The sequence below is a fragment of the Streptomyces sp. NPDC059852 genome, from assembly GCF_042731455.1.
Taxonomy (GTDB): domain Bacteria; phylum Actinomycetota; class Actinomycetes; order Streptomycetales; family Streptomycetaceae; genus Streptomyces.
The window spans coordinates 120092-142872 of the sequence record NZ_JBHWJK010000010.1 but is presented as its reverse complement, the minus strand read 5'-3'; the positions used below and the strand labels follow the sequence as shown (position 1 = coordinate 142872).

Sequence of the window (22781 nt, the reverse complement as noted above, 5' to 3'; positions counted from 1 at the left end):
ATCCTCCGGGGGAGACTCCTACGGCTTCCCGGCGCCAGCCGCACCTCCCGGACTCGGGCCAGGCACACCCGGTCCCCCAGGTCCTGCCCGAGCCCTGACCTCCGCGGTGAACGGGCCTCGCCCCGACGCCGCCGTCACGTCCGACACGTCGCCCGCGACCACGCACCGCACGAGCCGCGCCCCGCTCGCCGCAGCGACCCGCTCCGCCCGGGCACAGGCCCCGGCCGTGCCCTCCGCCCAGTGGTCGGCCGCCGCGAGGGCCGCCAGATCCGCGCCACCCGCCGCACGGTGCCGGATCACCACCGCCTGTCCGAGGGCCAGCACCACGCCGAACACGACACACAGGACGGCGATCAGGCCGAGGCTCCAGGCGGTGGCCGATCCCCGATCGGAACCGGGACCGGTACAGGACGCTGCGAAACGGCGCCTGCGCCCGCACCGCGCGTTCACGACTCCACCCCCACCATCTCCTCCGCCGACGCCACGGCCTCCTCGCGCACCTCGAAGGGCAGCCCTCGCAGCACCGGCGGTCTGGCCACCACGACCACTCGGACCACGCCCCCCTCCCGGGCGACCGTGACGTCCGCCCCGTCCGGCGCGACGTCGCCGGCCACCTCGATGACGGCGTCGTCCGGGTCCTGCCGGGCCGCCGCGCGGGCCCCGGCGCGAGCCGCGTCCACGCACTGGATCTGCGCCGCCACCGCGAGTAACCCCCACACCAGCGCCATGGCGAACATCACGAGCACCGGCAGCACGACAGCCGACTCGGCCGTCACGAACCCCCGATCCGAACCGAGCACTCCCACCCGGCCCTTCCCGTTCCCCGCGGGGGCCCCACGGGCCGGACGACCGCCCGGCCCGCGTCGGTCACCCCGCTCACGCCCCGCCATCGAGCGCCCGCTTCACGATGCCCTGGAGCTCCTCGCTGACCTCCCCGCTCGTCACGACCTTGTAGAGCACCAAGGCGAAGGCCACCGCCGCCACGATGCCCATCGCGTATTCGGAGGTGACCATCCCCGCGTCCCTCCGCGCCGCCCGCGCCCTACGCACCAGAGCCGCCATCCGTGCCCGTACCGCCTTGAACATCCGTAACCCCCGTAAGGTCCGCTTCTCTTGATCCAGGTCCCACACACATCCGCGCTCGACGCGCTCTCTCCGCGCGCCGCGCGTCCTCACCGCTCACTCCGTCACGTGCCACCTCCTCCCAACACGCCGCCCGCCAGCCCGATGACCACGGGTGCCACCCCGACCGCGATGAACGCGGGCAGGAAGCACAGGCCCACCGGCGCGGTGACCATGACGGCCGCTCTCCTGGCCCGCTCCGTCGCCGCGCGCGTCCAGTCGGCGCGGGCCTCCGCCGCGAGCCGTGCGACCGGTCCGGCCGCCGGGAGACCGGAGACACCGGCGCGTTCCAGCAGCCGCGCCAGCGCCCCGGCCCCCGGCATCGAGGCCAACCGCCGCCATGAATCCCCCGGTTCACCACCGAGTCGGCACTCCGCGGCACCCCTCGCCAGCGCATCGCCGACCGGCCCGCCCAACGCCTCGCCCACGGCCTGCGCCGCGACCACCGGACTCGCGCCGGCGGCGATACAGGCCGCCAACAGGTCCCCTGCGAGCGGGAGTCGACGTGACACCTCCCCCGCGTCGACCGCGTCCACCTCCGTGCCCGCCGCGCCTCCACCGGCCCCCTGCCTCCGACGCCACCACCACAGGCCGACGGCCCCGGCCGCCCCGACCACCAGCCCCACCACACCGCCCACCAGGGCCCATCCGGCCACCCCGACGGCCGCGACGGGCGCCCAGCGCCGCATCCCGCGCCGGACGTCGAGCCGTCTACGAGTCGGTGCCAGGTCGGCTCTCCTCATCAGGTCCACCAGCCGCCTCCGGACCCTGCGCTCCCGGCGGACGTCCGCCCACCACCGCACCAGCCACCCGGCGATCAGTACCGCCCCCACAGCCATCCCCAGCCTGTGGACAACTTCCCCGCTCACACCGCAGCCCCCTTCCTGTTCCTCTCGAACCTGTCGCCGTCCACATCCGGGGTCGCCTCCTCACCCCGCCTCCTCACCCCGCCTCTCACCCCACCTCCGCTCCCCGCACGATCCGCGCCGCCCACCACATGCCGGCCCCTTCCAGCACCCCGCCGACCGCGAGGCACCCGAAGCCGGCGCCGGTGTGCAGCAGCACGTGCAGTGGATCGGCGCCTATGGCCGCTCCGAGCAGCAACCCGAGCACCGGCAGCCCGGCGAGCATCACCACCGTCGACCGAGCGCCCGCCAACTGGGCCCGGAGATCCGCACGTTGATCGCGCTCCGCGCGGAGTGCCGCCTCCAGCCGATCCAGCCCGGCCGCGAGGCCGGCGCCTTGGTCGACGGCGACCCGCCAGCACGCGGCCAGCCCCGACAGTCCTTCCGCACCGGGCTGCCGAGCCGCGGAGACAAGCGCGCCGGGGACATCACCGCCGAACCGCGCCGCCGCCAGCACCGCGGACTGCGCCGCGCCAAGCCCGCCGGAGTCATGCGCCGCCCGCAGCAACGCCTCGCCCGGCTGCCGTCCGGCCCGCACCTCACCGGCCAACGCCCCGCACAACGCGATCACCGCACCTCCGCGCCGTTCCCGCGCGCGCCTCGCCTCCTGGGCCAGCCGCATCCGTCTCAGCAACGGCACCCCGACCGCCCCCGCGACCAGCGGCAACACCGACGAGCCGAGCACCGCCAGCACCAGACCGGCGACCAGGGCCCACCCCTCGGGTCTCAGACGCCCCCGCACCCGGCGCAGCGTCCCGGTCACCCGCCGCCAGTCGGACGGCCCGGCATCCAGACCCTCGCCGCCCGCGAGCAGCACCCGAGCCCGCCGCACACCCTGGTCCCGCCCACCCACCAGACAGACGGCCGCCGCTCCGAGGCACGCACCGGCCGCGCCCAACCCGTCCAGCGCGCCGGAGACCAGCTCACCCATGGCTCCCACCGCCCGCGGCGCTCCTGACCTCGCCGCCCCCGCGCAGAAGCGGCTGGAGCCGCTCCCAGCCCCGCTCGGCCACGAACCCCTCCGGGGCCCAGCGCAGCGCCGGCACGGTCCGCACCAGCCCGGCCGGGTCCCGCTCCAGCACATGCACCTCGGCGATCCGCCGGCGGCCGGTCCGGTCCCGTACGAGATGAAGGACGACCGACAACGCGGCGGCCAACTGGCTGTGCAGGGCGGCCCGGTCGAGCCCCGCCGCCGTCCCGAGGGCTTCCAGGCGGGCGGGGACATCGCCGGCCGCGTTGGCGTGGACAGTTCCACAGCCGCCTTCGTGACCCGTGTTGAGGGCGGCGAGCAGATGCACCACCTCGGGTCCGCGCACCTCGCCGACGACCAGCCGGTCCGGCCGCATCCGAAGCGCCTGCCTCACCAAATCCTCCAGGGTGACGAGCCCCGCCCCCTCCTGGTTGGCGGGCCGGCTCTCCAGCCGTACGACATGGGGGTGGTCCGGCTTCAGCTCGGCCGAGTCCTCGGCGAGCACGATCCGCTCGCCCGGCCCGACCAGCCCGAGCAGGGCGCTCAGCAGCGTCGTCTTGCCGCTGCCGGTCCCGCCGCTGATGAGGAAGGAGAGCCGCGCGCCGACCAGGGCCCGCAGCACCCGGTCGCCGCCCGGCGGCACCGTCCCCGCCGCGACCAGTTCGCCGAGCCTGAACGCCCGTGGCCGCGCCACCCGGAGCGACAGACAGGCACACCCCACGGCCACCGGTGGGAGCACCGCGTGCAGACGGGTCCCGTCGGGGAGCCGGGCGTCCACCCAGGGCCGCGCGTCGTCCAGGCGCCGGCCGGCCACCGCGGCGAGGCGCTGCGCGAGACGTCGTACGGCCGCCGCGTCGGGGAAGGACACGGAGGTCAGCTCCAGGCCCCCGCCCCGGTCGACCCAGACCCGGTCCGGTGCCGAGACCAGCACGTCGGTCACGGCGGGATCGGCGAGCAGTGGCTCCAGCGGCCCGCTGCCGACCAGCTCGGACCGTAACTGCTCGGCCGCGCCGAGCACTTCGGCGTCACCCAGCACCCTGCCTTGCTCCCGCAGGGCCTGCGCGACCCGGGCCGGAGTCGGCTCGGACCCGCTCTCCGCCAGCCACTGCCGCACCCCGTCGAGCAGCCCCGCCGGCACGTCCGCCGCGCCACCGACACCGCCGGGCGTCCACCGCCCGCCGGCCGCACCACCCACGCCACCCGACCGGGCCCCGACTTCACCGACCACCGTCCGAGCTGGCCCCTCATGAGCGTCCGACCGGACCCGCGCCCCACCTGCGCCCTCGGAACCCCGCGCCGCCCAACTGGGCACCCGCGCCCGTGCACCAGCACGCGCACTCGCACTCGCACTCGCACTCGCACCGGTCACCATCTCTGCACCTCCACGCGCCGACCCCGCACGCACCCGGCCACCGCCGACCTCTCGCACAACTCCGCCCTCCACCTCGCTCCGGCCGCTCACGCCGCCCTCGCCTCGCACAGCGCCCGCTCCCAGAACTCCCGGCAGAAGCGGGCCAGCGGACCCCGCGCCGCCGCGCCGGGTGGTTCCCGGTGCTCGTGCGGCCGCAGCAGCCCCGGCTCCACCGGCACCTCGCCCACCAGTGGCAGGTCCAGGAGCCGGGCCACTTCCCGGTCGTCGAGTCCGGGCGCGTAGGGGCCTCGTACGGCCAGGCGCAGGTCTCTCAACAGCAGCTGGACCGCCGAGGCCACCTGCCGGGCGGCGGCGACGGCGCGCAGCTCGGCGGGGACGACGAGGAGGCCGACGTCGAGCTGGGCCAGTGCTTCGGCGACGCCGTCGTCGATCCGGCGGGGCAGGTCGACGACGACGGCTCCACCGCGGCGCCGGGCCGCCGCCAGGACGGCGCGCATCGCCTGGGGAGGCACCGCGACGCTGTCGCCCCGGTCCCAGCTGAGCACCCGCAGGGAGTGCAGTTCGGGCAGGGACTCCTCGAGGGCGCCGCTGCCCAGCCGTCCGCGTGAGCCGGCGAAGGCGGGCCAGCGCAGTCCTTCGACAGCTTCTCCGCCGAGGACGACGTCGAGTCCGCCGCCCAGTGGGTCGCCGTCCACGAGCAGCGTGCGCAGTCCCTCGCGTGCGGCCGTCACGGCGAGGGCACACGCGAGCGTGGAGGCCCCGGATCCGCCGCGGCCGCCGATGACGCCGACGGTGAGGGCGGGCCGGCCGACGCCTTCGGCCACATCGGCGATCCGGTCGACCAGCCACTGCTCGCCGTCGGGAAGCATCAGGACGTGGTCCGCACCGATTTCGACGGCGCGGCGCCAGACCCCCGAGTCGTCCTGGTCGCGGCCGACGAGGACCACGCCGCCTCGGCGTCCGGCACCGCGCACCCGCCGGGCCGCGTCGTCGCCGATGAGCACGAGCGGCGCCGCCTCCCAGCTGCTACGGGGCTCGGGCACCCCGTGGTGGACCTCGGGGGTGGCGCCGGCCGCCGCGCACAGGCGCAGCAGATCGTCGATCAGGTCGGCGTCCTCGGTGACGATCAACGGCTTCCCGGGCCGCCCGGAGCCGGGCCCCGGCGGATCGTGTGTGACGGCTGCGGTCACGGTGTCCATCCCCCATCGCTGCATCGTTCGCGCGGCCCTGCGGCCACGCCATTCCCAAAGGTGTGAAGAGCCGGTAAGCGGCCCCCATATGAACGGCCGATAGGAACCGGCCAATCACGCCCGACAAACCGGAACCGGCCATGAAGTCGGCCCGCCGGGACGCGTTGGAATGACGATGCAGCGATCCGGCAAATCGTGTGGATCTTGGTCAATAACTGTGGACAACTCGGTAGTTGTGAATATGACCGTCACCCGAACCGGTGAGCCTTGCACTCACCTCTGGACGATCTCCCCACAGCAGCGTCACGATTACGCAGTGTCACGGATCAGAAGCACGCCGAAAGGGCGGCAGCAGCCGCCCGGCTCCGGCCTCGCGGCCGTGCTCATAAGGGAAAAATGGCCCCGGACATGCGACGACCCCCGCCGGGGGGGAGAGCGGGGGTCGTCTCCACGGCCGACTCGGGGGGGGAGGAGTCGGACCGGGTTAGCACGGTCGCGAACGATCCGTGACTTCCATGGTGTACCCGAGAGCCTTCTCAAGCAAACCCACGCGCCCACCTTACGCCGAATGGGCTGCGCCTATGCTCAGGGGCGTGGAAAACCACTCCTTGCCCCGCACAGCCGCCTTCTTTGACCTGGACAAGACGGTCATTGCGAAGTCGAGCACGCTCACCTTCAGCAAGTCGTTCTACCAAGGCGGCCTGATCAACCGCCGGGCCGCCTTGCGGACCGCCTATGCGCAGTTCGTCTTCCGCGTGGGCGGTATGGACCACGACCAGATGGAGCGCACCCGCGAGTACCTCTCGGCGATGGTCCGCGGCTGGAACGTCCAGCAGGTCAAAGAGATCGTCGCGGAGACGCTGCACGACCTCATCGACCCGATCATCTACGACGAGGCCGCGTCCCTCATCGAGGAGCACCACACGGCCGGCCGCGACGTCGTGATCGTGTCGACGTCCGGCGCGGAGGTCGTCGAGCCCATCGGTGAGCTGCTCGGCGCCGACCGCGTGGTGGCCACCCGGATGGTCGTCGGCGACGACGGCTGCTTCACCGGAGAGGTGGAGTACTACGCGTACGGCCCGACCAAGGCCGAGGCGATCCGGGAGCTGGCCGCGTCCGAGGGTTACGACCTCGCCCGCTGCTACGCCTACAGCGACTCGGCGACCGACCTGCCGATGCTGCAGACCGTCGGGCATCCGCACGCCGTGAACCCGGACCGCGCGCTGCGCCGCGAAGCGCTCGCGCGCGGGTGGCCGATTCTCGACTTCCACCGGCCGGTCCGGCTCAAGCAGCGCTTCCCGGCCTTCTCGGTACCGCCGCGGCCCGCCCTCGTCGCGGCGGCCGCCATAGGCGCGGCCGCGGCCACCGCGGGCCTCGTCTGGTACGCGAGCCGGCGACGCACCGCGCTCGCCTGAGGCGTGCTCGCGCCGCCGCTCCCGTCCCGTGCGGATATCGATGCCCGTTTGACCCGTATTTGAGAGCAAAAGTAAAGAACTGCAGCGAGGTCTTCCGCTTGGTTGCGGTCTGGAGTACAAAGGACTCAACGGCCCGCGAGACCAAGGACATCCGAGAGGATCACCTGAGCTACGCATATTGGCCCCACGGACCGAGCATGGACATCGGGCACCCACGCGACGTCGACCCGTCGATTACGGGCCAGCCGCACCAGGTGACGGGCAAAGTTCCCGACCTGATGGGCAACATATCGAGGACGCCTGGTAACCCGATGGACATGCCAGCGGCGGTACGAATCTTCGTACCGCCGCATTTCGTTGTGCGGGTTCGCCGCAGCTCACACGGTCCACGGAATTCGCGTCGCGCCACGCGGCGAAAGGCCGCTCACGCGGCTCCGCGCTGAAGCGCCTCACAGACCGCCGTCGACTCGCGCGCGCCCAGCTCGACCGCCTTGCCGCAGTGGGCGATCCAGGCCGCCATGCCCTCGGGCGTGCCGGAGACATAGCCGTCGAGCGCCGCCAGATAGGCCGCACGGCCCAGCTCGGCATGCCCCACCTCGGCCGCGCACACCGACTTCGGGTCGAGCCCGCTGCCGACCAGGACGACCCGTTCGGCCGTACGCGCGACCAGGCCGTTGTGGGAGGTGAAGGGGCGCAGCGCGAGCAGCTCCCCGTGCACGACGGCCGCCGTCACCAGCGCGGGCGCCGATCCGCCCGCGATGATCAGCTCGGCCAGGCCCTCCAGCCGTCCGTGCGCCTCCGCGGCGCTCGGCAGAGGCAGCTCGATCAGCGGTTCGTCGACCGCCTCGCCCTCCTGCCGCGGCCGTCCGACCCGCTGGTCGCCCTCCGCCGCGGCGACCAGGTGCAGCCGGGCCAGCACCCGCAGCGGCGACTGACGCCAGATGGACAGCAGTTGGCCGGCCTCGGCGGTGAGCCGCAGGGCCGCGCCCATCACGCGCGCCTCGTCGTCACCGCTGAAGTCGGTCCGCCGGCGCACCTCCTCGAGCGCCCAGTCCGCCCCGGACAGCGCCGCGGAGCCACGGGCGCCACGCAGGGCCGCCTCGGACGTGATCTCGTTGCTGCGGCGCCGCATGATCCGGTGCCCGTACACCCGGTCGACTGCCTTGCGCACCGACTCCACGGCCTCGGGCACACCGGGGAGCGACCCGAGGGCCGCGAGCGGATCGGCGGACGCGCCTGTCGTACTCATGAGTACGACATTACGCGCCGCCCCCGCTGCGGCCGCCACCCCGTCCGGCCTCCCGCGCGCGAGGCGACGGCCGCCACCCCTCGATCGGGTGGCCTTTGCGCCACGCATGCCACGTACAGCTATCGTCCGACTACTCTTGGTGAACATGAAAATTGCTTTCGTCGGGAAGGGCGGCAGCGGAAAGACGACGCTGTCCTCCCTGTTCATCCGCCATCTGGCGGCGGCCGGAGCGCCGGTCGTCGCCATCGACGCCGACATCAACCAGCACCTCGGAGCCGCGCTCGGTCTCGACGAGAGGGAAGCCGCGGCGGTCCCCGCCATGGGCGAGCGGCTGCCGCTGATCAAGGACTACCTGCGCGGCCACAACCCGCGCATCGCGTCCGCCGCCACGATGATCAAGACGACGCCACCGGGCGAGGGGTCGCGCCTGCTGCGGGTGCGCGAGCCGAATCCGGTGTACGACGCCTGCGCCCGGCCGGTGGAACTCGACGGCGGCGCCGTCCGTTTGATGGTCACCGGCCCTTTCACCGACTCCGACCTCGGAGTCGCCTGCTACCACTCCAAGACGGGAGCGGTGGAGCTGTTCCTGAACCACCTCGTGGACGGCCGCGACGAGTACGTCGTGGTCGACATGACGGCGGGCTCGGACTCCTTCGCCTCCGGGATGTTCACCCGCTTCGACGTCACGTTCCTCGTCGCCGAGCCGACCCGGAAGGGGGTCTCCGTCTACCGCCAGTACCGGGACTACGCCCGCGACTACGGAGTCGTCCTCAAGGTCGTCGGGAACAAGGTCCAGGGGCAGGACGACCTGGACTTCCTGCGCGCCGAGGTCGGGGACGACCTGCTGGTGACTGTCGAGCACTCGGACTGGGTGCGGGCCATGGAGAAGGGCCGCCCGCCGCGTTTCGAGCTCCTGGAGGACGCCAACCACACGGCTCTGCGCCGTCTGCGGACGGCAGCGGACGCGACGTACGAACTGCGGGACTGGGAGCGCTACACCCGCCAGATGGTGCACTTCCACCTGAGGAACGCCCAGTCCTGGGGGAACGAGCGCACCGGGGCCGATCTGGCCGCGCAGATCGACCCCGGGTTCGTGCTCGGTGAGCACCTCGTCGCGTTCTCCGAGGCGGACTCCTCGCTGTCCCCCACCGCCTGATCCACCGGCTGATCCACCGTCTGCACCACGGCCTGATCCACCGCCTGCCCGACGGCCCGACCCGCCGGCCCGCCCGTCCGGTCCCGCCCCGCTGTTTGGGCGGGGCGGGGCGGCCGGGGTCCTACCGTCCGGCCGGCGGCGCGCCCGGCACTCCCTTCGGGGCCGGGGCCCCACTGCCCGACAGGAAGGACGCCCAGCCCTGCTTCGGGGCCTCGCCGACGCTCAGCGTGCGCAGTTCGCGCAGGGTCGCGGGGTCCTGGGCGTCGAGCCAGTCGGCGAGCTGTCGGAAGGACACGCAGCGCACATCGGGCTTGTTGCAGACGGCTTCGACGACCTCCTCGACGGCACGCATGTAGGTGCCGCCGTTCCAGGACTCGAAGTGGTTGCCGATGATCAGGGGGGCGCGGTTGCCGTGGTATGCCCGCTGGAAGCCCATGAGCAGCCCGTCCCGCATCTGGTCGCCCCAGAACTCGTGCTTGGCGGGGTCGCCCTGAGTCTTGGTGCCGGACTGGTTGACCATGAAGTTGTAGTCCATGGTGAGCTGTTCGTAGGAGTGCCCCGGGAACGGCACCAGCTGCATCGACAGGTCCCACATGCCGTCCTTCTTCGTGGGCCAGAGCTGGTTGTTGACGCCGCTGGAGTCGTAGCGGAAGCCCATCTCCCGGGCGGCCTTCACGAAGTTCGAGCGGCCTTCCAGGCAGGGCGTGCGGGCGCCGATGAGTTCCTTGTCGTAGTCGAAGGGCAGGGGGTCCGCCTGTGCCATCCCGGTGTTGGTCTTCCAGGACTTCACGAACCTCTTGGCCTGGCTGATCTCCTCCTTCCACTCCTTCACGGACCACTCGCCGACGCCGCCGCCCTTGCCGCAGAAGTGCCCGTTGAAGTGGGTGCCGATCTCGTTGCCCTCCAGCCACGCGAGGCGCAGCTGCCGCACGGTGTCGGCGATCCCCTCCTGGTCGTTGAAGCCGATGTCGGAGCGGCCCGGTGAATGCTGCGGCGGCCGGTACAGGTCGCGCTTGTCCTCCGGCAGCATGTACACACCGCTGAGGAAGTACGTCATGGTCGCGTTGTTGGCCTTGGCGACCTTGCGGAAATGGGAGAACAGCTTCTGGCTGTCCTCACCGGCGCCGTCCCACGAGAACACAACGAACTGCGGCGGCTTCTGGCCCGGCTTCAGCCGTTCCGGCCGGGGCAGATGAGGCTGAGCGCCGGTGTACGCCGTGGAGCCGTCGCCGATCAGGCGGATCGCGCTCTTCGGGGCGGGAGCCACCGGCTTCTGCTTCTGCGGTCCGGGCGCGGCCTGCCCGTCCGGGTCGGAACCGATCGAGCATCCCGCGAGCGATGCCGCGCAGACGGCGGCGATCGCGGTCCCCGCGGCGATCCTGCGATGCCCGGCGGATCGGTGCGGTGGGGTGCGTCTGCGGGGTGTGGCCGACCTGGCGGCTGCGGCGGTAGCGCGGTGAGGAGCGGTCCTGCGGGTGGCGGCCATGTCCCTCCACCTTCTTCCTTCTCTCGGGTCCGGCGGCGCCGCCAAGATCGCACGGGTCGAAGGTGGAATTAATACGACAAGCCGACTAATCGCTCGCTTCACCCTCCAGAGCGATTTATTAGTCCATTTGCTCGGACACTCTATTCCCTGTCTTTACTCTCCATTACGATTCGTTTACCGACTGTCACCACCCGCCGCTGTACGCCGTGCCCACACGGCCGCGACAGACCCCTGGCGCACCGCCAGGAGCCCACACGATCCGCGACCGCGCTGCCCCGGAGGAGACGGGAACATGTCAGCCTGCACCCCCACACGCCATGACGACGCCGACCGAAAGGAGCACAGCCATGAGCCCCACAGCCCGCCGGCCCGGCCCCGCGGCCCCCGCCTCAGCGGCGCCGACGTATCGGCGTCCATCGCGGTCTTCCTGATCGCCCTCCCCCTCTCCCTGGGCATCGCCCTCGCCACCGGCGCCCCCCTCCAGGCCGGCCTCGTGGCCGCCGCCGTCGGCGGAGTCGTCGTCGGACGGCTCGGCGGCGCCCCCCTCCAGGTCAGCGGCCCCGCCGCCGGACTCACCGTCGTGACCGCCGAGCTGATCCAGCGCTACGGATGGCGTACGACCTGCGCCATTACCGTCCTCGCCGGACTCGCCCAGCTCGGTCTCGGCCTCCTCCGCGTGGCGCGCACCGCCCTCGCCGTCAGCCCGGCCATCGTGCACGGCATGCTCGCCGGCATCGGCGTCACCATCGCCGTGGCGCAGCTGCACATCGTCCTCGGCGGCACCCCGCACAGCTCGGTCCTGCTCAACCTGCGGGACCTGCCGGCCCAGCTGGCCCAGGTGCAGACCGCCGCGCTCGCGGTGAGCGCGCTGACCCTCGCGCTGCTGCTGGCCTGGCCGCGCCTCCCCGGCCGAGCCGGACGCATCCTGCGGACCGTGCCCGCGCCCCTGGTCGCCGTCACCGGGGCCACCGCCTGCGCGGCACTCCTCGGGTTCAGCCTGCCCAAGGTGGACCTGCCGTCCTGGAGCAGCCACGCCCTGGCCGGCCTCCCCGAAGGCCCCGTGCTCGGCCTGATCGCCGCCGTGCTCACGATCACGCTGGTGTGCAGCGTGCAGTCGCTGCTCGGCGCGGTCGCCGTGGACAAGCTGGTCGCCGCCCGGCCCGAGCTGTCCGCCCGCGTCCGCCGCGCCGACCTCGATCGCGAACTGCTCGGCCAGGGCGCCGCCAACGTCGTCTCCGGCGCCCTCGGCGGCCTCCCCATCGCCGGAGTGGCGGTCCGCAGCACGGCGAATGTGAACGCGGGTGCCGTCAGCCGGAACTCCACGATGCTGCACGGCGTTCTCGTAGTGATCGCCGCGCTGCTGATGGTCCCGATCCTCGAGCTCATCCCGCTCGCCTCGCTCGCCGCCCTGGTGATGGCCGTCGGCATCCAGATGGTGTCCCTGCACCACATCCGCACGGTGACCCGCCACCGAGAAGTGCTCGTCTACGCCGTCACCACCCTCGGCGTGGTCTTCCTCGGCGTCCTCGAAGGCGTGACGCTGGGGATCGGCATGGCGGTCGGCGTCGCCCTGCACCGCCTCACCCGCACCCGGATCACCCACCACGAGCAGGAAGGAGTCCATCACGTCCGTGTCCGAGGCCAGTTGACGTTCCTCGCGGTGCCCCGGCTCAGCCGGACCCTGCACCTGGTCCCGCAAGGCGCCCACGCCGTCGTGGAGTTGGACGGCTCCTTCATGGACCACGCGGCGTACGAGTCCCTGCAGGACTGGCAGAGCACCCAGGCGGCGCACGGAGGCACCGTCGAACTGGTCGGCCGCCGCGCCGGCGTACGGATCGGGGAACCGACCGGAGCAGCCGGTCTCCACCTGGACGGCGGACCGGGCACCCCCGACACGTCCGGCTGCCGCTGCCACCCGTGGACGCCATGGCGCAACCACCAGTGCGCCATCCCGGAGACGGGCACCTCCGACGGCCGCCCGACCAGCCCCGGCACCACGGGCGACGGACCTGCACCGGAGGACACCGAGCCCTCCACCCCGACCGACGGACTCACCCCACTCGCCGCCGCAGCGGGGACGCTCACGGGCCCGACGACCCCTCTCGCCCCCGGCGACCCGGCCGCCGAGGGGACCGAAACGACCGGCACCACCGGCACAGCCACCGGCACCAGTACAGCCACCGGCACCGGCACCGGCACCGGCACCGGCACCGGCCGGCAACTCGCCCGAGGCATCAGCGCGTTCCAGCGCAACACCGCGCCGCTCGTGCGGGGCGAGCTGGCGCGGCTGGCGCGGGAGGGACAGCAGCCCTTGCAGCTGTTCCTCACCTGCGCGGACTCGCGGCTGGTCACCTCGATGATCACCAGCAGCGGACCCGGGGACCTGTTCGTCGTCCGCAACGTCGGAAATCTCGTCCCGCCGCCCGGCGAGGAGAGCGGGGACGACTCGGTGGCCGCCGCGATCGAGTACGCGGTGGACGTGCTGCGGGTGCGGTCCATCACGGTGTGCGGGCACTCCGGGTGCGGGGCCATGCAGGCCCTGCTCGCCTCCGGGCAGGACACGGTGGAGACCCCGCTCCGCAGATGGCTGCGGCACGGCGGACCGAGCGTCGCCCGGATGGCCGACGGCAGCCGGCCCACGGCCAGACTCGCCGGGCGGGCGGCGGCCGACGCTGTCGAGCAGCTCTGCCTGACCAATGTGATCCAGCAGTTGGAGCATCTGCGCGCCCACGACTCGGTGAGCCGGGCCCTGCGGGCGGGAGAGCTGGAGCTGCACGGGATGTACTTCCACGTCGGTGAGGCCCAGGCGTACCTGCTGGCCGAGGGCGGGGAGGACGAGGTGTTCGACCACGTGGGGGTGGCCGACCTGTCGGCCTGATCCTGCGGAAGCCCCGCGGCCCCGCACCCGAGCGCGGCCCCGCACCGGAGCGCGGGGCCGCGCCGGCCAGGCGGGCCCCACGCGCGGGAGGACAGACGGCGCCCCGCTCACGACGGGCGAGATCCCCCACCCGACCAACGACGTCAGGCGCTCGCCGAACGGCAGCACGCCCCCGGCGACATATCGCGCCGCCCCTGGGGCCGGGGCCATCCGGGCGACTCGTACGGGAGTCCGCACAGGCCCCGCCGTCGGAGTGTGAAAGGGATTACATACCTGAACCGCGTGCCTACGGCGTCCGTGGGAACGGATGACCCCCGGCGCCGACAGCAGGTGTGCACCCGGCCGCAGACAGGTCTAAACCAATTATCCGTCGACCCTTGTCAGCGGGCCCTCGGGTCTGATGAGCTGTGGCCTGGGACACAACGGACACCCTGGGAAAGGGAGATGTCGTGAGCAACGAAAGCCTGGCCAACCTGCTCAAGGAAGAGCGCAGGTTCGCACCCCCCGCCGACCTGGCTGCCAACGCCAACGTCACGGCGGAGGCGTATGAACAGGCCAAGGCTGACAGGCTCGGCTTCTGGGCCGAGCAGGCCCGCCGCCTGACCTGGGCCAAGGAGCCGACCGAGACCCTGGACTGGTCGAACCCGCCGTTCGCCAAGTGGTTCAAGGACGGCGAGCTCAACGTCGCCTACAACTGCGTGGACCGGCACGTCGAGGCCGGCCACGGCGACCGGGTGGCCATCCACTTCGAGGGCGAGCCCGGCGACAGCCGCGCCATCACCTATGCCGAGCTCAAGGACGAGGTCTCCAAGGCGGCCAACGCGCTGCTGGAGCTGGGCGTGCGCAAGGGCGACCGGGTCGCCGTCTACATGCCGATGATCCCCGAGACGGCCGTCGCGATGCTGGCGTGCGCGCGCATCGGCGCCGCGCACTCGGTCGTCTTCGGCGGCTTCTCCGCCGACGCGCTCGCCACCCGCATCCAGGACGCCGACGCCAAGGTCGTCATCACCTCCGACGGTGGCTACCGGCGCGGCAAGCCGTCCGCGCTCAAGCCCGCCGTGGACGAGGCGGTCTCCAAGGTGGACAACGTCGAGCACGTGCTCGTGGTCCGCCGCACCGGCCAGGACGTGGCCTGGGACGACAGCCGTGACGTGTGGTGGCACGAGGTCGTCGACCGGCAGTCCGCCGAGCACACCCCGGAGGCGTTCGGCGCCGAGCAGCCGCTCTTCATCCTCTACACGTCCGGCACGACCGGTAAGCCCAAGGGCATCCTGCACACCTCCGGCGGCTACCTCACCCAGACCGCCTACACCCACCACGCCGTCTTCGACCTCAAGCCGGAGACCGACGTCTACTGGTGCACCGCGGACGTCGGCTGGGTCACCGGTCACTCGTACATCGTCTACGGGCCGCTGGCGAACGGCGCGACGCAGGTCATGTACGAGGGCACGCCGGACACCCCGCACCAGGGCCGCTTCTGGGAGATCGTGCAGAAGTACGGGGTGACGATCCTCTACACGGCGCCGACGGCGATCCGGACGTTCATGAAGTGGGGCGACGACATCCCCGCGAAGTTCGACCTGTCCTCGCTGCGCGTCCTGGGCTCGGTGGGCGAGCCGATCAATCCCGAGGCGTGGATCTGGTACCGCAAGAACATCGGCGCCGACACCACCCCGGTCGTCGACACCTGGTGGCAGACCGAGACCGGCGCCATGATGATCTCGCCGCTGCCCGGTGTGACCGAGGCCAAGCCCGGGTCGGCCCAGCGGCCGCTGCCCGGCATCTCCGCGACCGTCGTGGACGACGAGGCGAACGAGGTGCCCAACGGCGGAGGCGGCTACCTGGTCCTCACCGAGCCGTGGCCGTCGATGCTGCGCACCATCTGGGGCGACGACCAGCGGTTCATCGACACGTACTGGTCCCGGTTCGAGGGCAGGTACTTCGCCGGTGACGGTGCGAAGAAGGACGACGACGGCGACATCTGGCTCCTCGGCCGGGTCGACGACGTGATGCTGGTGTCCGGGCACAACATCTCCACCACCGAGGTGGAGTCGGCGCTGGTTTCCCACCCGTCGGTCGCCGAGGCGGCCGTCGTCGGCGCCGCCGACGAGACCACCGGTCAGGCCATCGTGGCCTTCGTCATCCTGCGCGGCACGGCCGCCGAGACCGAGGACCTGGTCGCCGAGCTGCGCAACCACGTCGGCGCCACCCTCGGCCCGATCGCCAAGCCGAAGCGGATCCTGCCGGTGGCGGAGCTGCCGAAGACCCGCTCCGGCAAGATCATGCGCCGTCTGCTGCGGGACGTCGCCGAGAACCGTCAGCTCGGTGATGTGACCACGCTGACCGACTCGACCGTCATGGACCTCATCCAGGCGAAGCTGCCGACGTCGTCCAGCGAGGACTGAGCACACCACCGCCACGCCCCACGACGTCCCCAGGGCACCCGGCGCCCCGTGCGCCGGGTGCCCTGGGCGTTCGTACGAGGAGGCCCGTTCGTCGACGAGGCCCGCTCGTACGATGAGACCCGGGTGCACCCCCGTGCACCCGTGAGTAGGCTGAACACAGCGAAAACGTTCATAGGTGCGCCGGGAAGTCTGGTCGGCATGTGCTCCGCCATGCCCATCGACCGGAGGTAATCCCCCGTGGCCGCGTCCCCTCCCCCCGCTCCCACCCGCAAGGCCTTCGGACGGCTGTCGCTGCCCGAGCGGAACTTCGTGGCGGACGCGCTGCGCACCGAGACCGTCGGCGGTGTCCTGCTCCTCGTCGCAGCGATCGCCGCCCTACTGTGGGCGAACATTCCGGCGCTGCAGCACAGTTACGAGACCGTCGGGCACTATCACTTCGGTCCCGAGGCGCTGGGCCTGAATCTGTCCGTCGAGCACTGGGCGGCCGACGGGCTCCTCGCGATCTTCTTCTTCGTCGCCGGGATCGAGCTCAAGCGCGAACTGGTCGCCGGCGATCTGAAGGACCCGAGCAAGGCCGTCCTGCCGGTCGTCGCGGCCCTGTGCGGCATGGCGGCACCGGCCCTCGTGTACATGCTGACCGTGGTGACCGGCGGCGGTTCGACGGCGGGCTGGGCCGTGCCGACGGCGACCGACATCGCGTTCGCGCTGGCCGTCCTCGCGGTCATCGGCACCTCGCTGCCGAGCGCGTTGCGCGCCTTCCTGCTGACCCTCGCCGTCGTCGACGACCTCTTCGCCATCCTGATCATCGCGCTGTTCTTCACCGAGCAGCTGAACTTCGCCGCGCTCGGCGGTGCCGTCGCGGGCCTGGTCGTCTTCTGGCTGCTGCTGCGCAAGGGCGTGCGCGGCTGGTACGTGTACGTGCCGCTCGCCGTCGTCATCTGGGGGCTGATGTACAACAGCGGCATCCACGCCACCATCGCCGGTGTCGCGATGGGCCTGATGCTGCGCTGCACCCCGCGCGAGGGCGAGGAGGAGTCCCCCGGCGAGCACATCGAGCATCTCGTACGACCGTTGTCGGCGGGCCTGGCCGTGCCGCTGTTCGCGCTGTTCAGCGCCGGGGTCGTGGTCTCGGGGGGCGCGCTGCGCGACGTGTTCACCCAGCCGGAGACGCTCGGGGTGCTGCTCGGGCTCGTCGTCGGCAAGACCGTGGGCATCTTCGGCGGGACCTGGCTGACGGCCCGCTTCACCCGGGCCTCCCTCAGCGACGACCTGGCGTGGGCGGACCTCTTCGCGGTGGCGACCCTCGCCGGGATCGGCTTCACGGTCTCGCTGCTGATCGACGAGCTCGCCTTCGCGGGCGACGCCGCCCTCACGGACGAGGTGAAGGCGTCCGTCCTCCTCGGCTCCCTGATCGCGGCGGTGCTGGCGACCGTGCTGCTGAAGATACGGAACGCCAAGTACCGGCGGATGTGCGAGGAGGAGGAGCGCGACGAGGACGCCTCCGGGGTGCCGGACATCTACGAGCAGGACGACCCCGACTACCACCTGCGCATGGCCGCCCTGCACGAACGCAAGGCCGCCGAGCACCGCCGGCTCGCCGAGGAGAAGGCCGCCGCGCGCCACGCGGTTGCCGAAGGGGTGGGCAGGGCAGGCGATGAGGGGCACCGTCGGGCATGATCTGACGGGACGGTACAAAAGACGGAACCGTACTCGGTCAGGCGGAAGACGGAACCGTGACTACGAGGGAGACCGCGATGAGCGCACCCGACGGCAGCCCGGTCGGCGCCGAACGCAGCATCGGCCAGCTGTTCGCCTCGGCGACGACCGAATTGTCGGCGCTGGTGCATGACGAGATCGCGCTGGCCAAGGCGCAGCTCAAGCAGGACGTCAAGCGCGGCGCGACGAGCGGCGGGGCGTTCTCGCTGGCGGGCGCGGTGCTGGTGTTCTCGCTGCCGATGCTGAACTTCGCCCTGGCGTACGGCATCAGGACCTGGAGCGACTGGAACCTCGCGCTCTGCTTCCTGCTGTCCTTCGCCGCCAACGTCCTCGTCGCGGTGGTGCTCGCGCTGATCGGCGTCGTCTTCGCGAAGAAGGCCAAGAAGGGCAAGGGCCCGCAGAAGGTCGCGTCGTCGATGAAGGAGACGGCGGGCGTCCTGCAGAACGCCAAGCCGCACCCGCGGCCGGTTCCCGCGGCCGAGCTGGAGGACCGGGCACCCGCCGCCATCGAGGCTGTGGCACGCTCGTCGTCATGACGGATCCCGCCCCTTCGGCACAACCCGGCTCGGTCGTACGGCTCGACGGCCCCTGGACGCACCGGGACGTCGCGGCGAACGGCGCGCGCTTCCACATCGCCGAGATGGGCGACGGCCCCCTGGTCATGCTGCTGCACGGCTTCCCGCAGTTCTGGTGGGCGTGGCGGCACCAGCTCGTCGCACTCGCCGACGCGGGGTTCCGTGCCGTGGCGATGGACCTGCGCGGCGTGGGCGGCAGCGACCGTACGCCGCGCGGCTACGACCCGGCCAACCTCGCCCTCGACATCACCGGAGTGGTCCGCTCGCTCGGGGAGCCGGACGCCGCGCTGGTCGGACACGACCTGGGCGGCTATCTGGCCTGGACGGCGGCCGTGATGCGCCCCAAGCTGGTGCGCCGGCTCGCGGTCGCGTCCATGCCGCACCCCCGGCGCTGGCGTTCGGCGATGCTCTCGGACGTGAAGCAGACCGGCGCGGGCTCCTACGTCTGGGGCTTCCAGCGGCCCTGGATCCCCGAGCGTCAGCTGACCGCCGACGACGGGGCGCTGGTCGGCCGGCTGATCCGGGACTGGTCGGGCCCGCGCCTGCCGGACGACGACGCGGTGGAGACGTACCGGAAGGCGATCTGCATCCCGTCCACCGCGCACTGCTCGATCGAGCCGTACCGCTGGATGGTGCGCTCGCTGGCCCGTCCGGACGGCATCCAGTTCAACCGCCGGATGAAGCGGCCGGTCCGGGTGCCCACGCTCCATCTGCACGGCTCCCTCGACCCGGTGATGCGCACGCGCAGCGCGGCGGGTTCGGGCGAGTACGTCGAAGCGCCGTACCGCTGGCGCCTGTTCGACGGTCTCGGGCACTTCCCGCACGAGGAGGACCCGGTCGCCTTCTCCACCGAACTCATCAACTGGCTGAAGGACCCCGAGCCCGACCGGTGACCGGGCCGCCGGCCCGCCCGTTATCCGGAACTGAACACCTGTTCTTCGAACAGCCAATTGCCTCGCGCATAGGCCAATTGGGGTCTCCCGGCGCGGTTATCGACCTTGGGGCGGGGGCAGACGTCGGGGTATGGGCTGGACGCACGACTACAGTGACGCGGCACGCAATCGGCGCTCGGCCGGCGGGCTGAGCTCCCACCAGCGAGGCAGCGCCCCGCAGATGCCGGTCGCGGACCCCCGGGTGGGGATTCCGCGCATCCTCCGCCGCCGGGCCCGCTGGGTCTCGGTACGCCTGCGCCACCCGCGCGGCTGACGGGCGGCACCCTCACTCCCTCGACGACACCGGCACCGGACTCACAGCGCGCAGCTGTCGCTGTCCACCTGCTGGTCGGCGGTACGCCCCTTGACGATGTCCTCCCGGATCTCGTCCGCGGTCAGCGCGTAACCGGTGTCCGCGTCGTCGAGGGACTTGGCGAACACCACGCCGTACACCTTGCCCTTGGGGGTGAGCAGCGGCCCGCCGGAGTTGCCCTGGCGCACGGTCGTGTACAGCGAGTAGACGTCCCGGCTGACGGTGCCGCGGTGGTAGATGTCCGGCCCGTTCGCCGGCAGACGCCCTCGCACCCGTGCGGCCCGTACGTCGTACGCGCCGTTCTCCGGGAAGCCCGCGATGATCGCGCCGTCGCCGCTCTCGGCGTCGTCGGCCGTGAACCGCAGGGCGGGCGCCTCGAGATCGGGCACGTCCAGGACGGCGATGTCGCGCTTCCAGTCGTACAGGACGACCGTCGCGTCGTACCGCCGGCCCTCACCGCCTATCTGGACGGTGGGTTCGTCGACGCCGCCGACGACGTGCGCGTTGGTCATGACACGGCGCTCGGAGAAGACGAAGCCGGTGCCCTCCAGGACCTTGCCGCAACTCGTCGCCGTCCCCACGACCTTGACGATGGAGCGCTGCGCGCGGGTGGCCACCGGGCTCTTCGCGAGCGCCGGGTCGGGCGGCTGGACCTCGGTGATCGGCTCGTTCGCGAACGGGCTGAAGACCTGCGGGAAGCCGTTCTGCGCGAGGACGGAGGAGAAGTCCGCGAACCAGGTGTCGGCCTGGTCGGGCAGCGCCCGTGACACACCCAGCAGCACCTTGGAGCCGCGGACCTCCTTGCCGAGCGTCGGCAGCGTCGTCCCGGCGAGGGCCGAGCCGATCAGCCAGGCCACGAGGAGCATCGCCACGACGTTGACGAGGGCGCCGCCGGTCGCGTCCAGCGCGCGGGCCGGGGACCAGGTGATGTAGCGGCGCAGCTTGTTGCCGAGATGGGTCGTCAGCGCCTGCCCGATGGAGGCGCAGACGATCACGACGATGACGGCGACGACGGCCGCGGTGGTGCTCACCTCGGCGTTGTCGGTGAGCGCGTCCCAGATGACCGGAAGGAGGTACACGGCCACGAGACCGCCCCCGAGGAAGCCGATCACCGACAGGATGCCGACGACGAAGCCCTGGCGGTAGCCGACGATCGCGAACCAGACGGCGGCGACCAGCAACAGGATGTCCAGCACGTTCACCGGTTCTAGCCTCGCCTCATCATTCTTCGCCCATCAGGTCGGCCGTGGACCCGGCGGCATTGCGGACACGCGGGCCCCCGGGACGGCACAGCACCGCAGACACCCTGTCATGACCGCCAGTCGAGCGGGACCTGCTTCCCCCGGTCCCAGGGCCGCTCCCAGCCGGAGAAATGGAGCAACCGGTCGATGACACCGGCCGTGAACCCCCACACCAGGGCGGATTCGACCAGAAATGCCGGACCTCGATGGCCGCTGGGGTGGACCGTGGTGGCACGGTTGTCCGGATTCGTGAGATCCGCCACGGGGACGGTGAAGACGCGGGCGGTCTCGTTCGGGTCGACGACGCCGACCGGGCTCGGCTCCCGCCACCAGCCCAGCACCGGGGTGACGACGAACCCGCTGACCGGGATGTACAGCCGCGGCAGCACCCCGAAGAGCTGCACCCCGCTCGGATCGAGACCGGTCTCCTCCTCCGCCTCACGCAAGGCGGCCCGCAGCGGCCCCTCAGTCCCTGGATCGCCGTCCTCGGGATCGAGCGCACCACCCGGGAACGACGGCTGCCCGGCATGCGACCGCAGGGAGCTGGCCCGCTCCATGAGCAGCAGCTCGGGCCCGCGCTCGCCCTCCCCGAACAGGATCAGTACGGCCGACTGGCGCCCGGCCCCGTCCTTCGGCGGCAGGAAGCGGCTCAGCTGCAACGGCTCGACGGTGTCGACGACCCGCGCCACCGGCTCCAGCCAGCCCGGCAGCCCGTCCTTGCTGAGCACCACCGGGCCGCCCTGCGTACCGCTCACCCGCGCCATCGCCACCCCCGTCGTCCTGCCTGCTTCAACGCGGGACGCCCTCCGGATCGTTCCGCACACCCGCACCACGTCACGCGGCCCCCAGGGGCGGAGCCGGCTTGCCTCCCGCGTCCAGATAGGCCTGCGGCGGCTTCAGCCGCTGCCCGGGGAAGCCGCCCTTCTCGTACTTCAGCAGCTTTTGCGCCTTCTCCGGATCGGTCTCGCCCTCCCCGTACGCCGGACACAGAGGAGCGATGGGACAGGCGCCGCACGCGGGCTTACGAGCATGACAAATGCGACGGCCATGCCAGATCACATGATGCGACAGATCCGTCCAGTCACTCTTGGGAAACAGTGAACCGACCTCGGCCTCGATCTTGTCGGGATCGGTCTGCTCGGTCCACTGCCAGCGCCGCACCAGCCGCTGGAAGTGGGTGTCGACGGTGATCCCGGGCCGCCCGAACGCGTTCCCCAGCACCACGAAAGCAGTCTTCCGCCCGACACCGGGCAGCTTGACCAGGTCTTCCAGGCGCCCCGGAACCTCCCCGCCGTAGTCCTCCACGAGCGCCTTGGACAGTCCCATCACCGACCGGGTCTTGGCCCGGAAGAAACCGCAGGGACGCAGGATCTCCTCGACCTCCTCCGGATTGGCGGCGGCCAGGTCCTCGGGGCCGGGGTACTTGGCGAAAAGCGCCGGTGTCGTCTGGTTGACGCGCAGATCGGTGGTCTGAGCGGACAGAACGGTCGCGACGAGGAGCTGGAAGGGATTCTCGAAGTCCAGCTCGGGATGGGCGTACGGATAGACCTCGGCAAGCTCCCGGTTGATCCGCCGAGCCCTCCGCACCAAGGCCGTACGAGACGCGCCCTCCCCCGTGGGGGCAGCGGCACCCTTCACGGCCGCCTTCCTGCCACGTACGGCGGCTCCGCCCGGCGCCTTCTTGGCCGTTCGCGCTGCTCCCTTCCCTCCCCCAGGGGCCTGTTCGCCCACAGCGGAATCATGACGATCAACCACCCGCCCAGCCCCCTTGGCCTGTGCTCTCACCGGCGATTTGGACACTCGGCCAGCCTAAAGCCCGGCACCGACATCCGCCCTGGACCGCGAAGATCGGCGCC

20 protein-coding genes are annotated in these 22781 nt (G+C 71.9%); 8 read left to right on the top strand and 12 right to left on the bottom strand.

Going from position 1 to position 22781, the window contains the following annotated elements:
• Window positions 1–18: 18 nt before the first annotated feature.
• From ACFV46_RS15760 to ssd, 7 genes are all read right to left on the bottom strand, one after another.
• Entirely contained in the window at window positions 19–450 is a 432-nt protein-coding gene (locus ACFV46_RS15760; RefSeq protein ID WP_361931524.1) for an Rv3654c family TadE-like protein, read from the bottom strand.
• On the bottom strand, window positions 447–890 hold the full coding sequence (locus ACFV46_RS15755) for a TadE family type IV pilus minor pilin (RefSeq protein WP_361931527.1): 444 nt from the start codon (window positions 888–890) through the stop codon (window positions 447–449). The genes ACFV46_RS15760 and ACFV46_RS15755 overlap by 4 nt, the downstream gene beginning before the upstream one ends.
• Window positions 877–1086: a DUF4244 domain-containing protein gene (locus ACFV46_RS15750; RefSeq protein ID WP_385498564.1), complete on the bottom strand. Its 210-nt coding sequence runs from the start codon at window positions 1084–1086 to the stop codon at window positions 877–879. Before ACFV46_RS15750 ends, ACFV46_RS15755 begins: the two co-directional genes overlap by 14 nt.
• A 101-nt stretch (window positions 1087–1187) precedes the next feature.
• On the bottom strand, window positions 1188–1991 hold the full coding sequence (locus ACFV46_RS15745; protein ID WP_385498563.1) for a type II secretion system F family protein: 804 nt from the start codon (window positions 1989–1991) through the stop codon (window positions 1188–1190).
• 85 nt (window positions 1992–2076) lie between these two features.
• Window positions 2077–2958, bottom strand: coding sequence for a type II secretion system F family protein (locus tag ACFV46_RS15740; protein WP_385498562.1), 882 nt, complete (start codon window positions 2956–2958; stop codon window positions 2077–2079).
• Entirely contained in the window at window positions 2951–4123 is a 1173-nt protein-coding gene (locus ACFV46_RS15735) for a TadA family conjugal transfer-associated ATPase (RefSeq protein ID WP_385498625.1), read from the bottom strand. The genes ACFV46_RS15740 and ACFV46_RS15735 overlap by 8 nt, the downstream gene beginning before the upstream one ends.
• A gap of 332 nt (window positions 4124–4455) precedes the next feature.
• On the bottom strand, window positions 4456–5568 hold the full coding sequence (ssd, locus tag ACFV46_RS15730; protein WP_385498561.1) for a septum site-determining protein Ssd: 1113 nt from the start codon (window positions 5566–5568) through the stop codon (window positions 4456–4458).
• A gap of 572 nt (window positions 5569–6140) precedes the next feature.
• Here ssd and ACFV46_RS15725 point away from each other — a divergent pair.
• A complete protein-coding gene (locus tag ACFV46_RS15725) occupies window positions 6141–6974 on the top strand; it encodes an HAD family phosphatase (protein ID WP_151785166.1) in 834 nt (277 codons plus the stop codon).
• 424 nt (window positions 6975–7398) lie between these two features.
• Here ACFV46_RS15725 and ACFV46_RS15720 read toward each other — a convergent pair whose 3' ends face one another.
• Window positions 7399–8223 (bottom strand): oxidoreductase, encoded by an 825-nt coding sequence (locus ACFV46_RS15720; RefSeq protein ID WP_376729196.1) that lies wholly within the window; start codon window positions 8221–8223, stop codon window positions 7399–7401.
• A 145-nt stretch (window positions 8224–8368) separates the two neighbouring features.
• On the opposite strand from ACFV46_RS15720, the gene ACFV46_RS15715 reads away from it, so the two are divergent.
• Entirely contained in the window at window positions 8369–9379 is a 1011-nt protein-coding gene (locus ACFV46_RS15715) for an ATP-binding protein (RefSeq protein WP_385498560.1), read from the top strand.
• Between the two features lie 121 nt (window positions 9380–9500).
• On the opposite strand, the gene ACFV46_RS15710 is transcribed toward ACFV46_RS15715, so the two are convergent.
• Complete coding sequence (locus ACFV46_RS15710) at window positions 9501–10865, bottom strand: hypothetical protein (protein WP_385498559.1); 1365 nt, start codon at window positions 10863–10865, stop codon at window positions 9501–9503.
• 292 nt (window positions 10866–11157) lie between these two features.
• Here ACFV46_RS15710 and ACFV46_RS15705 point away from each other — a divergent pair, with 292 nt between their 5' ends.
• The 6 genes from ACFV46_RS15705 (at window position 11158) to ACFV46_RS15680 (ending at window position 19645) form a co-directional block, all read left to right on the top strand.
• A complete protein-coding gene (locus ACFV46_RS15705) occupies window positions 11158–13743 on the top strand; it encodes a SulP family inorganic anion transporter (RefSeq protein WP_385498558.1) in 2586 nt (861 codons plus the stop codon).
• Window positions 13744–14192: 449 nt separating this feature from the next.
• Window positions 14193–16148: an acetate--CoA ligase gene (gene acs, locus ACFV46_RS15700; protein ID WP_361931557.1), complete on the top strand. Its 1956-nt coding sequence runs from the start codon at window positions 14193–14195 to the stop codon at window positions 16146–16148.
• A gap of 237 nt (window positions 16149–16385) precedes the next feature.
• A complete protein-coding gene (gene nhaA, locus ACFV46_RS15695) occupies window positions 16386–17825 on the top strand; it encodes a Na+/H+ antiporter NhaA (RefSeq protein WP_385498557.1) in 1440 nt (479 codons plus the stop codon).
• A gap of 77 nt (window positions 17826–17902) precedes the next feature.
• Complete coding sequence (locus tag ACFV46_RS15690) at window positions 17903–18400, top strand: phage holin family protein (protein ID WP_283287452.1); 498 nt, start codon at window positions 17903–17905, stop codon at window positions 18398–18400.
• A complete protein-coding gene (locus ACFV46_RS15685) occupies window positions 18397–19332 on the top strand; it encodes an alpha/beta hydrolase (RefSeq protein WP_361931563.1) in 936 nt (311 codons plus the stop codon). Before ACFV46_RS15690 ends, ACFV46_RS15685 begins: the two co-directional genes overlap by 4 nt.
• A gap of 130 nt (window positions 19333–19462) precedes the next feature.
• The gene (locus ACFV46_RS15680; RefSeq protein WP_079033903.1) at window positions 19463–19645 is read left to right on the top strand and encodes a hypothetical protein; all 183 of its coding nucleotides are present in this window, start codon (window positions 19463–19465) and stop codon (window positions 19643–19645) included.
• A gap of 41 nt (window positions 19646–19686) precedes the next feature.
• Here the strand turns inward: ACFV46_RS15680 and ACFV46_RS15675 are convergent, their stop codons facing one another.
• The 3 genes from ACFV46_RS15675 to nth form a co-directional block, all read right to left on the bottom strand.
• Complete coding sequence (locus ACFV46_RS15675; RefSeq protein WP_361931567.1) at window positions 19687–20886, bottom strand: MarP family serine protease; 1200 nt, start codon at window positions 20884–20886, stop codon at window positions 19687–19689.
• A 107-nt stretch (window positions 20887–20993) separates the two neighbouring features.
• Entirely contained in the window at window positions 20994–21689 is a 696-nt protein-coding gene (locus ACFV46_RS15670; RefSeq protein WP_361931570.1) for a CoA pyrophosphatase, read from the bottom strand.
• Window positions 21690–21759: 70 nt separating this feature from the next.
• Window positions 21760–22656 (bottom strand): endonuclease III, encoded by an 897-nt coding sequence (nth, locus tag ACFV46_RS15665; RefSeq protein ID WP_361931573.1) that lies wholly within the window; start codon window positions 22654–22656, stop codon window positions 21760–21762.
• Window positions 22657–22781 lie beyond the last annotated feature (125 nt).

What these genes read in the sequence shown, in the direction of transcription:
- ACFV46_RS15755 (WP_361931527.1), bottom strand. Translation starts at nt 890, where the DNA reads ATGGCGGGGCGTGAGCGGGGTGACCGACGCGGGCCGGGCGGTCGTCCG.
- ACFV46_RS15750 (WP_385498564.1), bottom strand. Translation starts at nt 1,086, where the DNA reads ATGTTCAAGGCGGTACGGGCACGGATGGCGGCTCTGGTGCGTAGGGCG.
- ACFV46_RS15740 (WP_385498562.1), bottom strand. Translation starts at nt 2,958, where the DNA reads ATGGGTGAGCTGGTCTCCGGCGCGCTGGACGGGTTGGGCGCGGCCGGT.
- ssd (WP_385498561.1), bottom strand. Translation starts at nt 5,568, where the DNA reads ATGGACACCGTGACCGCAGCCGTCACACACGATCCGCCGGGGCCCGGC.
- ACFV46_RS15725 (WP_151785166.1), top strand. Translation starts at nt 6,141, where the DNA reads ATGCTCAGGGGCGTGGAAAACCACTCCTTGCCCCGCACAGCCGCCTTC.
- ACFV46_RS15720 (WP_376729196.1), bottom strand. Translation starts at nt 8,223, where the DNA reads ATGAGTACGACAGGCGCGTCCGCCGATCCGCTCGCGGCCCTCGGGTCG.
- ACFV46_RS15715 (WP_385498560.1), top strand. Translation starts at nt 8,369, where the DNA reads ATGAAAATTGCTTTCGTCGGGAAGGGCGGCAGCGGAAAGACGACGCTG.
- ACFV46_RS15710 (WP_385498559.1), bottom strand. Translation starts at nt 10,865, where the DNA reads ATGGCCGCCACCCGCAGGACCGCTCCTCACCGCGCTACCGCCGCAGCC.
- ACFV46_RS15705 (WP_385498558.1), top strand. Translation starts at nt 11,158, where the DNA reads ATGTCAGCCTGCACCCCCACACGCCATGACGACGCCGACCGAAAGGAG.
- ACFV46_RS15690 (WP_283287452.1), top strand. Translation starts at nt 17,903, where the DNA reads ATGAGCGCACCCGACGGCAGCCCGGTCGGCGCCGAACGCAGCATCGGC.
- ACFV46_RS15685 (WP_361931563.1), top strand. Translation starts at nt 18,397, where the DNA reads ATGACGGATCCCGCCCCTTCGGCACAACCCGGCTCGGTCGTACGGCTC.
- ACFV46_RS15680 (WP_079033903.1), top strand. Translation starts at nt 19,463, where the DNA reads ATGGGCTGGACGCACGACTACAGTGACGCGGCACGCAATCGGCGCTCG.
- ACFV46_RS15670 (WP_361931570.1), bottom strand. Translation starts at nt 21,689, where the DNA reads ATGGCGCGGGTGAGCGGTACGCAGGGCGGCCCGGTGGTGCTCAGCAAG.